This window comes from Flavobacterium sp. I3-2 (genome assembly GCF_013389595.1).
Taxonomy (GTDB): domain Bacteria; phylum Bacteroidota; class Bacteroidia; order Flavobacteriales; family Flavobacteriaceae; genus Flavobacterium.
This window is the reverse complement of the sequence record NZ_CP058306.1, coordinates 2,266,710-2,280,190: the sequence shown is the minus strand read 5'-3', so window position 1 is coordinate 2,280,190 and position 13,481 is coordinate 2,266,710. Positions and strand designations below refer to the sequence as shown.

13 protein-coding genes are annotated in these 13,481 nt (G+C 29.9%); 4 read left to right on the top strand and 9 right to left on the bottom strand.

Translation table 11 applies throughout. The features are described 5' to 3' along the window. Positions 1-39 precede the first annotated feature (39 nt). Together HW119_RS10765 and HW119_RS10760 are read right to left on the bottom strand one after the other, a co-directional pair. Positions 40-669: a response regulator gene (locus HW119_RS10765; RefSeq protein WP_177764274.1), complete on the bottom strand. Its 630-nt coding sequence runs from the start codon at positions 667-669 to the stop codon at positions 40-42. Continuing rightward, a complete protein-coding gene (locus tag HW119_RS10760) occupies positions 662-2,620 on the bottom strand; it encodes a sensor histidine kinase (RefSeq protein ID WP_177764272.1) in 1,959 nt (652 codons plus the stop codon). The genes HW119_RS10765 and HW119_RS10760 overlap by 8 nt, the downstream gene beginning before the upstream one ends. Positions 2,621-2,784: 164 nt before the next feature. On the opposite strand from HW119_RS10760, the gene HW119_RS10755 reads away from it, so the two are divergent. The 3 genes from HW119_RS10755 (at position 2,785) to HW119_RS10745 (ending at position 5,499) form a co-directional block, all read left to right on the top strand. After that, on the top strand, positions 2,785-3,228 hold the full coding sequence (locus tag HW119_RS10755; RefSeq protein ID WP_177764270.1) for a hypothetical protein: 444 nt from the start codon (positions 2,785-2,787) through the stop codon (positions 3,226-3,228). Between the two features lie 72 nt (positions 3,229-3,300). Beyond that, positions 3,301-4,290, top strand: coding sequence for an OmpA family protein (locus HW119_RS10750; RefSeq protein WP_177764268.1), 990 nt, complete (start codon positions 3,301-3,303; stop codon positions 4,288-4,290). A 66-nt stretch (positions 4,291-4,356) separates the two neighbouring features. Then, positions 4,357-5,499 carry a hypothetical protein gene (locus tag HW119_RS10745; RefSeq protein WP_177764266.1) on the top strand — a complete coding sequence of 381 codons (1,143 nt, stop codon included), beginning with the start codon at positions 4,357-4,359 and terminating at the stop codon, positions 5,497-5,499. 57 nt (positions 5,500-5,556) lie between these two features. On the opposite strand, the gene HW119_RS10740 is transcribed toward HW119_RS10745, so the two are convergent. The 5 genes from HW119_RS10740 to HW119_RS10720 all read right to left on the bottom strand — a co-directional run bounded on the left by HW119_RS10740 (position 5,557) and on the right by HW119_RS10720 (position 11,194). Then, positions 5,557-5,982, bottom strand: a complete 426-nt coding sequence (locus HW119_RS10740; RefSeq protein ID WP_177764264.1) for a DUF2147 domain-containing protein — start codon at positions 5,980-5,982, stop codon at positions 5,557-5,559. Between the two features lie 12 nt (positions 5,983-5,994). Continuing rightward, positions 5,995-6,909 (bottom strand): YihY/virulence factor BrkB family protein, encoded by a 915-nt coding sequence (locus tag HW119_RS10735; RefSeq protein WP_177764262.1) that lies wholly within the window; start codon positions 6,907-6,909, stop codon positions 5,995-5,997. A 16-nt stretch (positions 6,910-6,925) separates the two neighbouring features. After that, on the bottom strand, positions 6,926-7,786 hold the full coding sequence (gene nadC / locus HW119_RS10730) for a carboxylating nicotinate-nucleotide diphosphorylase (protein WP_177764260.1): 861 nt from the start codon (positions 7,784-7,786) through the stop codon (positions 6,926-6,928). 195 nt (positions 7,787-7,981) lie between these two features. Continuing rightward, positions 7,982-9,832, bottom strand: a complete 1,851-nt coding sequence (locus HW119_RS10725) for a TonB-dependent receptor plug domain-containing protein (protein ID WP_177764258.1) — start codon at positions 9,830-9,832, stop codon at positions 7,982-7,984. A gap of 168 nt (positions 9,833-10,000) precedes the next feature. Continuing rightward, complete coding sequence (locus HW119_RS10720; protein ID WP_177764256.1) at positions 10,001-11,194, bottom strand: pyridoxal phosphate-dependent aminotransferase; 1,194 nt, start codon at positions 11,192-11,194, stop codon at positions 10,001-10,003. A gap of 107 nt (positions 11,195-11,301) precedes the next feature. Here HW119_RS10720 and rsmG point away from each other — a divergent pair, with 107 nt between their 5' ends. Continuing rightward, positions 11,302-11,931 carry a 16S rRNA (guanine(527)-N(7))-methyltransferase RsmG gene (rsmG, locus tag HW119_RS10715; RefSeq protein ID WP_177764254.1) on the top strand — a complete coding sequence of 210 codons (630 nt, stop codon included), beginning with the start codon at positions 11,302-11,304 and terminating at the stop codon, positions 11,929-11,931. Positions 11,932-11,972: 41 nt separating this feature from the next. Here the strand turns inward: rsmG and HW119_RS10710 are convergent, their stop codons facing one another. Both HW119_RS10710 and HW119_RS10705 read right to left on the bottom strand, forming a co-directional pair. Further along, positions 11,973-12,878, bottom strand: coding sequence for a TIGR01777 family oxidoreductase (locus tag HW119_RS10710; RefSeq protein WP_177764252.1), 906 nt, complete (start codon positions 12,876-12,878; stop codon positions 11,973-11,975). Further along, a complete protein-coding gene (locus tag HW119_RS10705; RefSeq protein WP_177764250.1) occupies positions 12,875-13,333 on the bottom strand; it encodes a DUF4442 domain-containing protein in 459 nt (152 codons plus the stop codon). Before HW119_RS10705 ends, HW119_RS10710 begins: the two co-directional genes overlap by 4 nt. Positions 13,334-13,481: the final 148 nt, after the last annotated feature.

Here is a 13,481-nt window from a genome sequence, read left to right as displayed (position 1 = left end):
TAATCGTGGTGCTTTATATAAATTATTCGAATTATGATATTAAATCAATTTGTTGTCAGTAGCTATTTTAACCAATTCAATCATATTCTTGGCTTGGAATTTTTGCATCAAGTTTCGGCGATGAGTTTCTACGGTAATCACAGAAATAAACAATTTATCAGCAATTTCTGCTGAAGTTTGTCCTTCTGAAACAGCTTTTAAAATCTGAAGTTCGCGTTTGGTAATTCGAGGAATTTCATAATTAATCAGAGACGGTTTAGCCATTATTTCCTGAACATCTTTACATAAAGCAAGCTTCCCGTTAATCGCATCTTGAATGCATTGCATAATTTCTTTAGCATCTGCATTTTTTAAAATATAACCACTTCCGCCATTTTCTAAAAAACGTAAAATGATGCTTCGCTCGGCTTGATTGCTTACAGCTAAAATTAAAGTATTTGGCGATTGTTTTTTAATAATCTTACAGAAATCCAAACCATTACCGCCTTTTAAAACAATATCAAGTAACAAAACATCGATTCTGTTTTCGAGTATAAAATCTAAAACAGCAGCTCCTTTTGTAAAGGAAAAAATTTGAAACATTTCATTTTGCTGTAAAAGAGATTTTAAACCTTCTAGAACCATCGGATGATCATCTACAATTGCTAAATTCATATTATTTTTATGCATTACATACAATATTTATGGTTGTTCCGTTGCCTTTTTCAGATACGACATCAACAGTTCCATTAATTAAACGAATTCGGTTTTCAATATTTTTTAAACCAAGTCCATAAGTGATTTCAGATTTATCAAATCCAATACCATCATCTTCAATCGTCAAAATAAGCGTGTTTTCATTCTGACTTATTTGAACAATTACATTTTTTGCTTGCGCATATTTAATCACATTACTCAAGGCTTCTTGCGTAATTCTGTACAAAACCAATTGAATTTTAAACGGAATTTTATCTGACAAATTGAAACTTTCAAACTGAATATACAAATGCTTGTAACTCATGGTTTCGCAAAGTTCATTCAAAGCAATCTCTAATCCTAAATTCTTTAAAGTTTCGGGCATTAAATTACGAGATATACGACGCATTTCGAGAATCGTTTTGTCAATTTTATCGGTTAAATCGGTAGTATTAGAATTCAGACTAGAAATTGACATTCGAATATTTGCCAACATGCCGCCAATGCTATCATGTAAATCTTGAGCGATACGTTGACGTTCTTGTTCTTCTCCTTGAAGAATTGCTTGCGTAGCTTCGTAATTACGTTCTTTCTCGATATACAAAAGCTCTTGCTTGTGATTTAGGTTGATTTGTTTATTGATGTTTTGTTGCTTTTTATAGTTTAAATAAATCAAGAAGGCGATAATCAAGCTCAATAATAAAGCAACAGCCAAAATGGTTATTCGAAGATTTTTATTTTTTGATAGTAATTCAGATTCGATTTTATCTTGTTCTAATTTTTCTATTTCTTTCTGACGTTCAGTTGTTTTATGAATAATCTCAAGTTCATTGATTTTTTCTAATAATTTTTCACTTTGTAAACTATCATTCAATGCACTTGCTTTTTTCATCCAATTAAAAGCCTGTTTGTAATCGCTTAAAACTTCATTAATTGCAGCCAATTGTGAGTAGGTAATTTTTCTATTTACAGATTCTTTACTCAAAATATTTTCTTCAAGAATATGCTCCAATTGTAATCTTGCTTTATCATATTTCTTTTGCATTAAATACACATTATAAACTCTAAAATAAAGCATGTGTAACAGTTTAAATTGCTTTTTTTCTTTAGCGATTTCAATTCCTTTATCTAAACTTTTCAATGCATTATCATAATCTTGAGTTGTTGTATGATACATCGATTCTTGATAATAATAATTAGGAAAATGTCTAGAATTAGAGAAATTACGAAGTAAATCAGAAGCTTTATCTAAATAAATTTTTGCCGATTTGCTATCTGGTTTGTAACAATAATTACTTACTAAATTGAAAAATGTAATTAAATGAACCGATTCTTTTTTAGGAATTTTACTCAAAAACTGAAGCGCTTTTTTATGATATTCTTCGGCCGTATCAAATTGACCAATTGACATAAAAGTCAAACCTAATTGCGTATTGTAAAAGGCAAGTAATTCAAAATTATTTATTTTTTGGCTTAACGGAATACAATCTTCAATCAACGTCTTAACCATAAAATCATAACCTTTATCTTCAACTTGCAAATAGGCATAATTGTATAACGATTTCGCAAGGAAATCTTTATTTTTTGATTGTGGTTTTAAAAACGCTATGGCTTTTTGATAATGACTTTTAGCTTGTTCTTTTTTCCCTTGAGCTGCAAAATAAACACCTAAATAATAATCTAAAATTCCTCTATCTAATTTTTCTTTATCATTTTTTTTTTGGACCTTTTGAATGGCATTCCAACTTTTTAAACTATCTGATTGCGCCCAAAATTCAGACAACAACAAATAATTTAGTAATTGTTTTTTCTTATCTTTTTGATTTTGAACATTTTTATTCAGTTCTGATAAATAAGCATCTTCGTCAAGTGGAAAAAAATGCTGAGCCGAAATAAGATTACAAATAAGTGAAATTGATATAATAAAAAATATTCTTTTTAACATGTTGACATAGAATTAAAAGACAAATATCCTAATAAAAACCTTCAATTTACATTTGTTTTATAAAATCAAGGTAAACCATTAGAAAAAAAATCATAGAATTCAACGATTGATAGCGTATTTATAATTAATCATTTTTGTAAAAACAATTTTAAAAAACAAACAACATGAAAAATTTTAAAAAGAAACTAGCAATCGTAGGTATTTTATCATTATTAAGTATTAGTACAATTGCAACAAGTTGTAGTAGTGATGACAGTACAAATTACGAACAACCAACTTCAGGCTCAATCGATGCTGCAGTTGGTACATATAAAGGAAAGTTAAGATCTAGCTATCTTGATCAATACGAATATTTTGATGCTGTAGTAATTGTTACAAAAGTAGATAATCAACATTTAAAAGTTGAAGCAAAATCTGGTGAAGCTTATTCTAGTGTTACAGCTAAAGTTTTTAAAGTAGAGAATAGTTATAACAATAATATTAATAATGTAGACGGAATTTTAGAAGGTTATTTTTGGTACACTGCCGAAGTAAAAACACTTGAACTGGGAACAAATCAACAAGCCGAAACTGATATTAATTTTTTATTTGATGGTACAAAACAATAATCAAAAATCGCAATAATTTGGATTTTAATTCTATAAATTGTTTATTTATCAAAAATATAAACTATTAAAACCATGAAAAAAACTGGATTATTATTATTTACTGCATTATTGGTTATTTCGTGTAATCAGAAAAATAAAGAAAATGAAAGTACAACCAATGATTCTTTAGTAACAAACGAAGTTTCAAAACCAATTGAAACTGGATTTAATATCGAAAATATTTCAGTATCAACTACAGACATTGGTGTATTTCCGTTTATCAATTTGCCAAAAGGTTTAAGAGAAATGAACAAACCTTTAGTACGTGAATTTGACGTTTGCTTTTTTCCTATTGATGGAATTATGACACCGTTTGAAGGTAAACTTTATAAAACATTTATTGCTCCCAATCGAGGTGAAAATTTCTCACAACATTTTTTTGAAAAAAGTATGTCTGATTATCTTTTATCAATCGGAGCAGTAAAAATTTTTGATGGAGAAATCACCAAAGAAGAATACGATAGATATAACAAAAAAGACCCAAATAAAGGTGGTGAAGGCGATATTGGTTACGCTGGACAAAATATAAAATTTTGGGTTTTACGAACAAAAAAAGATGGCAATATTTACGTTCAATATCTTTCTAATAACGCAGGAGCGTCTTTGAATGTGTTACAAGAAGCGGCTTTTGAACAATCGATTACCAAAGTTACTGCTGAAGAGATTTCATCTGATTTAATCGAAAAAGGAAAAGCTGTTTTATATATCAATTTTGATGTTGATAAATCAATTATTTCAAATGATGGAATTGAAACGGTAAACGAAATTGCGCTTGCTTTAAAAAACAATCCGTCAATAAAAATAAGTATTGAAGGTCATACAGATAATTCAGGAAATGCAGACCATAACAAAACACTTTCGGCAAGTCGAGCTGAAGCCGTTAAAGAAAAATTAACATCAAACGGAATTGACAAAAACAGATTAGCTGCTGTTGGATTTGGCTCAGAAAAACCTTTAGTTGCAAATGATTCTGATGAAAACAAAGCAAAAAATAGACGTGTCGAACTAATTAAAATTAACTAATCAATAAATATTTTGTATTTTATAGCAAATTCTATTCTGTATGTTAAAGTCATATCTTTTTTCGTAGTGATTTTAGTTTCTCAGCAAAATGTAATTGCACAGGAATTTCCTTATAAAATTTCTAATCAAATAATTGCAGAAAAAGATTCAACTCAGAATGCGTTTGCATTACAAATAGCAGCAACCGATTTTGCTTTTCAGGGCGATTATTTTCAAGCCTTAAAAACGTGGAATCAACAAAGGCCGAATCAGAAAGAAATTAAATTAACTGAGTTTGATTCGATTTTTTTTGCAAACAGTAAAGAAATTTCAGCAAAAGATTTCATTCTTGAAAAAAGTAAAACAGAAGAAATTATCATCTTAAATGAACTACATCACAATCCGAGTCATCGAATATTTGCACGTTCACTCTTAAAAGATTTATATAAAAACGGTTACAGATATTTAGGTTTAGAAGCTTTGGATGACAAGCAAATCAATGAAAGAAAATTTGCTATAACTGAAAGTGGTTATTATACTTCTGAACCAGAATTTGGTAACTTTATTAAAGAAGCTCTTAATTTAGGTTTTACGCTTTTTGGATACGAAGCTACAGAAAATGATAATTGGGATATTGATAAATGGAAAAATAGAGAAATTGCTCAAGCTCAAAATATTTACAAATTCATGCAAAATCATACCGACGGAAAATATTTTATTTATTGCGGTGCTGGACATGCATTTGAAGGCGACAACAACGGTAGAGGAAAATCAATGGCAGGAGTTTTAGCCGATTTAACAAAAATAAATCTATTGACTATTGACCAAAATAGATATTCTGATAAAGGTGAAAACAACTACAATCAACCATTATCAAAATTGCTTGAAAGTAATATTCCGAGTGTTTTGATAAATTCTGAAGATGTTGTTTTTCGTGGAAATTCTAAAAGTTATGAAACCGATATTAGTATCATTCAACCCGTAACTGATTTTAAAAAATCTGATTCTTCTTGGATTAATGATAAGGTTCAAGTCGAAGTAAAAATTTCAACTGAAAAAACAATTAATTATCCTGCTCTTTTTTTAATTTACAGAAAAGGAGAACTAGAATTGAATGGAGTTCCGACTAAAGTTATTGAACTTGAAAATAATCAAGATAAAATTTTCGTCAAAAAAGGTGAATATGAATATTTAATTATTGATTCAAAAAACAATAAAATACATTTATGAAACAAAAAACACTTCAAAATTTTGAAGTGTTTTTTGTTTTTATTTTATTTATTTAAATTACATTCTAATCCAAGTTTGTGTTCTACCTAAAGCTTGAATTCCAACATATCCACGAACATCTAATTTATCTGAACCGTTTAATTTCATCGAACATTTATATTCTTTACCAGAAGTTGGGTCTAAAATTTTCCCTCCGTTATATTCGTTTCCATCTTTTTTAAGACCATTTATAATGGTTAAACCTTTAATTGGTTTATTTTTATTGGTTCCTTCACATTTAGAACATACAGCTGTTTTATTTTCGGTTAAAATCTCAATTACTTTACCATATATTTTTCCATCTTTCTCAGTAATTTCAACAACTGATTTGGGCTTACCTGTTTCATCATCAATTGTTTTCCATTTTCCAATTACACTTTGAGCTGACATTGAACCTATTCCAAGAAACATTGTCATAAACATAAAAATTAGCGTTTTTTTCATAATTATAGTTTGTTATTTTTTACTAATATATAAATTTTTATTCTTCAATTTAAAAATTGCTGCATTTAAATCAAAACCAAGTAAAAGAATCAGACAGTTAATCCAGATGTAAATCATCACAACCAAAAGTGTACCAATTGATCCGTAAAGTTCATTATATTTTGCAAATCGCAAAACATAAACACCAAAACCATAAGAAGTTAACGTAACTAAAACCGTTGTAAATATAGAACCATATGAAAAGAAAGCCATACGTTTTGTTTCTTTTGTACCGAATTTATACAAGATAGAAACTACAATCAATATCATTGATATAACAAAAATGGACCTTGCTACATTTCCTACAAGCGGAATTTCGGTCATTTTCATTAAGATTTCGATGGTCAAATAAACGGCAACCGATAAAATCATAATTAATGAAAGTACAATCGATAAACAAACTGCAACCAAATATTGACGAATAAAATTTCGAGAATCGGTTATATGATAAGACGATTGAAAACCTCCAATAATTGCGTTTACACCATTTGCCATTAAAAAAACCGACATGATAACCCCTGTAGAAATTAAGCTTTTATAACTGTTATTCATAATATCAATTAAAATAAGCTCAATAGCGCCATAAGTATTTGGCGGAACGCTATCTTCTACAAACTGTAAAAAATCTTGTTGAAAATTTTCTAACGGAATGTATGGAATCAAATTCAATATAAAAAGTGCAAACGGAAAAAGTGCCATAAAAAAACTAAACGCAATGGAACCCGCACGATACGAAAATGCACCTCGCACTATTCCATAAATGTATAATTCCAAAAGTTCGTAAAGCGTAAGCCCTTGTAAACCTGGAAGTTTAATTTTTTTTGAAAATCCAATCAGTTTATTCACTACCGGAATTTTCATTAATGTATCTTCAATATTTTTTGACACTTAAAAAATAAATCAATTATAAAACTGCCTTTAAACTCAAATCCATATTGTAAACCGAATGAGTTAAAGCTCCCGAAGAAATAAAATCAACGCCACAATTTGCATATTCACGAATGGTTTTTTCGTTAATATTTCCAGACGATTCTGCAAAACATTTACCATCAATCATTGCAACCGCTTTTTTAGTATCTTCAAAATTAAAGTTATCAATTAAAATCTGATAAACACCATCATTTTCTAAAATCTCTGCAATTTCATTTAAATCTCGTGCCTCAACAATAATCTTCAAATCTCTATTTTCGGCTTTAAGATATTGTTTGGTTTGATTAATTGCTTGAGTAATTCCGCCTGCAAAATCAATATGATTATCTTTCAACATAATCATATCGTACAAAGCAAAACGATGATTTTCACCACCACCAATTTTAACTGCCCATTTCTCAATCGCTCGAATACCAGGAGTCGTTTTTCTAGTATCTAAAATTTTCGCTTTAGTACCTTCGACCATTTTCATAAAAGCTTTGGTTTTAGTAGCAATCGCGCTCATTCGCTGCATTGAATTTAAAACCACGCGTTCTGCTTTTAAAATAGATTGCGATTTTCCGGTTACATAAAAAGCAATATCTCCGTACTTTACAGGCGTTCCATCTTCGATTAAAACCTCAACTTCCATTTCTGGATCCACGTAATTAAAAATCATTTTAGCAAAATCAACACCTGCCAAAATTCCGTCTTCTTTAACTAAAAGTTTCGCTTTCCCCATTGCATCAGCCGGAATGCAAGCTAACGAACTGTGATCGCCGTCACCAACATCTTCTCGAATGGCATTTTCTATAATTAATTCTAACTCTTTATCAAATTGTGCTTTCGAAATCATCTCTAACTATTTTAGGCTAAAATACAAAATGTTTTAAAAAAAGTAGATTTTTAAAGCTTGCATTTTGGACAATCCTTCCACTGCGTTACAGGTCGGGCTGTTCGCACTCGCTTTTTCCAAAATGAATTTTGTAAAAGAGCTCAAACAAAGCTTCCATCCCTTTTGCGCGTTATAGTGGTTTCAAATCTTTTATATTTAAATCCCAGTATTAAACTTAACTCCAAGGGTAAACCATCGACCAGGCATAGGTACAGCACCAGCTTCGATATATGTTTTATCAAAAATATTTTGAGCGTCGATATAATAATTAAATTTTTTATGTTGATATGAAACACGTAAATCAGTTAAAAAATAGTCTTTGTACGAAATGCGTTCATTATATCTATTTGCTATTAAGGCAGACCAATTAGCATTTGACCATTGTATAATATTAACTAGCTGATGACGGAAGTTTTCAATTTTATATTTAGAAGAATTATCTTCAGCTAGACCTTCCATTTTTGGAGACAAATATGTATAAGCTAATTTAAACTTCCAAAGATTATCTTCTGATTTCAAACGATAATCAAAACTTGCATTAACTCCTGTTGTTCTTAAACTTCCTACATTATTTGCTTGCCAAGGAACATCAGCCGAAAGTCGCGTCCAATCAATAAAATCATTTATGTCTCGATAAAAAACAATTGCTTTTGCATTGAAATTATCATTTTCAAATTTAAATCCACCTTCATATTGTAACGCTTTTTCCGAAATTAAATTAGGATTCCCAACATTTCCTGGACGTTGGTCCAAATACAAATCTGTAAAAGATGGAATTCGTTGACTTGTTCCTGCGCTGGCAATGAATTTAAATTCGGGCTGAATCAAATAACTAAAATCTAAACCTGGGAAAACTTGCCATCCAAAAACAGAATTATAATTGGTGTAAGCTCCAACTGTAATATCAATTTTCTCTATTTCTTGAGTTCTAAATTCGGCATAAAAACCAAAATTTTCTCTTTCGTGTTCGCCAATATTACTCGAGTTAATTTGCTCATAACGACCTTCAGCTCCAAAACCAAATTCTCCAAAATTCACTTGATAATTTAAGTTTAATTGAGCATTTAAACTATTTGAATAATGTTGACTTCTTGCAACATCTAATTTATGACGGAAATAACGATAATCATCATAATTATAACGATAACCAATTTGAGGCATCAAAACTAAATTGTCAGACAAACGATGTTTTGACTGAACAGCCATCATAAAAGTTTGTACAATTTCTTTTGCTTCTTTATCTCCTGGAGCAGCATAAAATCCATTTGCACCGAAATTTGAATTAACATAACCCGCTAATAAATTGTAATTATTTTTATCGTTCGGTTGAAAATCAGCTTGATAAAAAACTTTATTATTATGGTAAGCTGTGTTATATCGATAACCACTGCCCGATTCATGTGAACCATACAATTGATGTTGAAACTTTTCTTTTGCCAAAGTAAAACCTAGTTGTACTCCTCGCCCATTAAACATTTCATTATTTTCTTCTTTGTCCTTTTTAAAGCTTGAACCGGCAAAAACATTTGCATAAAACGAATTAGAAACTGGTTTCTTTGTCACAATATTAACGGCACCAGTTAAACTATTTACGCCGTAAATACGAGCTGCCGGACCTTTTAAAATTTCGATTCGTTCAATTGCATCTGTCGGAATTGGAATATTTAAAGAATTGTGGGCAGTTTGATGGTCAGAAATTCGAACCCCGTTTAATAAAATTAGTGTTTGTTCAAAACTTCCTCCGTCAATACTAATATCAGCTTGAGTTCCGAAGGGTCCACGTTGGCGAATATCTACTCCAGAAACATAAGTCAACAATTCATTAATAGATTTAACGGGTAAATCTTTTATTTCTTCTGAACTAATTACACTTACATTTCTATTCTGCTCTGTAAAAGGAATTGAAATTCGATTATTTTGAATTATTAATTCATCTAATGTGTTTTCACTTTCTTGTGCATGCATCACGAATGGTAATAAGAATGCACTTAAAATAATTCTTTTCATGTTGATTTGTTTGAATTGTAAAACTATAAAAAAAACAACACAACAAAACTTTAGATGATATTATTACAAACTTTTATTCAAAACAAGCCTTTTTTTTAAACTTAATGTAATTAAAACAAAAAAAGCCCAACAATAAAGTTAGGCTTTTAAATATATACTTATAAATAATTATTGAGCTAATGCTGATTTAATTCTTCTAAAAGCTTCAATTAAAACTTCTTCACTTGTTGCATATGACAAACGAATACAATTTGGATTTCCGAAAGCATCACCGGTTACAGTTGCAACATTTGCATATTCTAATAAATACATAGATAAATCGTTTGCGTCTTTGATTTCATAACCATTTAAAGTTTTTCCGAAATAAGAAGAAACATCAGGAAAAGCATAAAAAGCTCCTTCTGGAACATTAACTTTTAATCCTGGAATATCTTTAATTAATCCGATAACTAAATCACGACGTTTATGGAAAGCATCAACCATATATTTAATCGCTGTCGGTTCAGCCTCTAAAGCAGTAATCGTAGCACGTTGTGCAATAGAATTGGCACCACTTGTTACTTGCCCTTGTAATTTCGTACAAGCTTTAGCGATAAACTCTGGAGCACCAATATAACCAATTCTCCAACCTGTCATTGCAAAAGCTTTGGCAACGCCATTTACTGTAATTGTTCTTTCGAACATTCCAGAAACAGAAGCTATACTACAAAAAGTTCCTGAAAAATTGATGTGTTCATAAATTTCGTCAGAAACCACATAAATATTTGGATGCTTAGCTAAAACTTCAGCTAAGGCAGTTAATTCTTCTCTACTATAAACTGAACCTGATGGATTACATGGCGAACTAAACCACATCATTTTTGTTTTAGGTGTAATGGCAGCTTCTAATTGAGCTGGCGTCATTTTAAAATCTGAATCAACAGAAGTTGGAACTTCAACTGGGTTCCCGCCTGATAATTTAATAATTTCAGAATAACTTACCCAAAACGGAGCAGGTAAAATAACTTCATCACCTTCATTTAACATCGCTTGAGCAATATTATATAAAGATTGTTTTGCTCCTGTCGAAACAACAATATTTGCAGGTTTATATGTTAAACCATTATCACGCTTAAATTTTAAAACAATAGCATCTTTAAGTTCTGCATAACCATCAACTGGAGAATAAGTACTCCAATTTTCATCAATAGCTCTTTTAGCAGCTTCTTTAATAAAATCGGGCGTATTAAAGTCAGGTTCACCTAAACTTAAACTAATGATGTCTTTTCCTAAAGCTTTTAATTCTCTAGCTTTTGCAGCCATTGCTAAAGTTTGAGAAACAGATAAATTATTAATTCTGTCTGATAATGGGTTTGTAGTCATTTTATTAATTGTGTTTATTTTTCAAAGGTAAATATAAAAGTGAATTTATTAAAGAGATAATTCTTAATTTAATAAGATAAAACGTACTTTTGCACAAATTCAAATTTATGAAGGATATTTTACGTTATTTTCCTGATTTGACTGAAAATCAGGTAAAACAATTCGAAATGTTAGAGATTCTGTATCAAGATTGGAATGCAAAGATAAATGTAATTTCAAGAAAAGATATCGATGAATTATATACAAAACACATTTTACATTCACTTGGTATTGCAAAAATACAAGCTTTTAAACCAGGAAGTACAGTAATGGATGTTGGCACCGGAGGTGGCTTTCCTGCTATTCCGTTAGCTATTTTATTTCCTGAAACTAATTTTTACGCAATTGATGTTATTGCCAAAAAGATTAAAGTTGTTAATGAGGTTGCAACTGCAATTGGATTGAAAAATTTAAAAGCAGAACAAAAACGTGCCGAATTAGTTAAAGAAGAATTCGATTTTGTAATCAGTAGAGCTGTTACAAATATGCCCGATTTTGTAAAATGGGTTAAAGACAAAACTAAAAAGAAAAATAATCACGATTTAGAAAATGGAATTCTTTATTTAAAAGGTGGTGATTTAACTGAAGAATTAAAAGATTTTCCAAAAGCTACACTTTATAATCTTACAGAAATATTTGATAATGACTTCTTTGAAACCAAAAAAGTAGTTCATTTACCACTAAAATATAAAATTTAGGTCCTTAGCATTCTAAGGACTTAAATTTTTATAGTAATTCTTTATTTATAAAAGTTTCTCAAAGCATCTTTAAGTAAAGGATATTTAAACTCAAAACCTAAATTCAACAACTTATTAGAACTAATTTTCTGACTATCAGTCAAAAGATGATGCATTTCACCAAAAAAGACTTTCAGAACTCCAGTAGGAATTGCTGGCATAATCATCTTCTTATCTAAAGTTCTTGACAAAGTAGCCAAAAAATCTTTTTGCGTTTTCGGATATGGCGTAACTGCATTTAAAACTCCAGCTGTTTCTGTTTTTAAGCCAAAATCAATAACTCTAACCAAATCATGAATATGAATCCACGAATACCATTGATTTCCTGTTCCAAAAGGACTTGCCATGTAATTTTTAACAGCTTTTGCAAACTTTGGTAATGCGCCATTTTTGTCAGATAAAACCAAACCAAAACGCACAATTAAAGTTTCTATACCTAAGTCATTAAATTTTTCGTTTTCAGCTTCCCATTGTTTACAAACTGTACCAAGAAAATCTGTATTATAATTAGTTTCCGTTTCTGATTGTAATTTTCTAATATCATTTTTGTAAATTCCAATTGCAGAAGCACTAATTATTTTTTTTACATTGTGATTATTCGTTTCTAATAACTTAAACAAAGTTTTAGAACTATCAATTCGACTTTTTAGAATTTCGCTTTTATTCTTAGAATTCCATCTACAACCAATAGATTTCCCAGACAGATTAACTATATAATCAACTCCCTCAATACACTTAGAATCAATCTCATTCTTTTCGGGATTCCAATAAAATCCTTTATAATTTACAGTTGATTCAATTTTACTTTTTGTTGTGGTTAGATAATTAATCTCTAAACCTTTATCTAATAAAAAATCAGAAATTGAAGTGCCAATAAAACCAGTAGCACCAGTAATCAAAACTTTCATGAGCGTTTAACTTTTATGGTCCATTCAAAATTCATTTCAGAAACTTGGTCTCCAACCTCATCTTTACCGATAGATTGCATCCAAATTTTTTGTCCTTCGCCAGTTTCAATAGCCAAATTTATGGCTTCTTTGATTTTACTGCCGTCATTACATGTAAATGTAATTTTACCTGTAGCTTTTTTGGCATAACTTCCATTATTATTAGCAACTAACATGGATATTTTCTGTTTAGATTTTTGAATTTGTAACATAACCAAAGCACCAGTACTCAATTCAGCTGCCATAGCTTGAACAGCAAAATACATTGACTTAAAAGGATTTTGATTAAACCATTTGTGTTTTACACAAACAATGCATTTATTTTCATCAATAGATGATACGCGAACTCCAGACCAATAGGCCGAGGGCAACTTCGCAAATAAATAAGCATTTAATTTTGAAGGTGTGAATTCCATAAGTATTGTGTTTTTTTGTGAGGCTAAAATTAATCTTTTTTACATATAAACAAATAAATAAAGCAATTATTTTTAAATTAAGCAAATGTTAATTTTAAGTTAAAATACAGTACTATGTAATACAAAATACCTGCTTTTGTTTATATCT

Coding starts and splice junctions, on each gene's coding strand:
- HW119_RS10725 (WP_177764258.1), bottom strand. CDS start 9,832: ATGAAAAGAATTATTTTAAGTGCATTCTTATTACCATTCGTGATGCAT.
- HW119_RS10710 (WP_177764252.1), bottom strand. CDS start 12,878: ATGAAAGTTTTGATTACTGGTGCTACTGGTTTTATTGGCACTTCAATT.
- HW119_RS10705 (WP_177764250.1), bottom strand. CDS start 13,333: ATGGAATTCACACCTTCAAAATTAAATGCTTATTTATTTGCGAAGTTG.
- HW119_RS10720 (WP_177764256.1), bottom strand. CDS start 11,194: ATGACTACAAACCCATTATCAGACAGAATTAATAATTTATCTGTTTCT.
- HW119_RS10740 (WP_177764264.1), bottom strand. CDS start 5,982: ATGAAAAAAACGCTAATTTTTATGTTTATGACAATGTTTCTTGGAATA.
- nadC (WP_177764260.1), bottom strand. CDS start 7,786: ATGATTTCGAAAGCACAATTTGATAAAGAGTTAGAATTAATTATAGAA.
- rsmG (WP_177764254.1), top strand. CDS start 11,302: ATGAAGGATATTTTACGTTATTTTCCTGATTTGACTGAAAATCAGGTA.
- HW119_RS10760 (WP_177764272.1), bottom strand. CDS start 2,620: ATGTTAAAAAGAATATTTTTTATTATATCAATTTCACTTATTTGTAAT.
- HW119_RS10765 (WP_177764274.1), bottom strand. CDS start 669: ATGCATAAAAATAATATGAATTTAGCAATTGTAGATGATCATCCGATG.
- HW119_RS10750 (WP_177764268.1), top strand. CDS start 3,301: ATGAAAAAAACTGGATTATTATTATTTACTGCATTATTGGTTATTTCG.
- HW119_RS10755 (WP_177764270.1), top strand. CDS start 2,785: ATGAAAAATTTTAAAAAGAAACTAGCAATCGTAGGTATTTTATCATTA.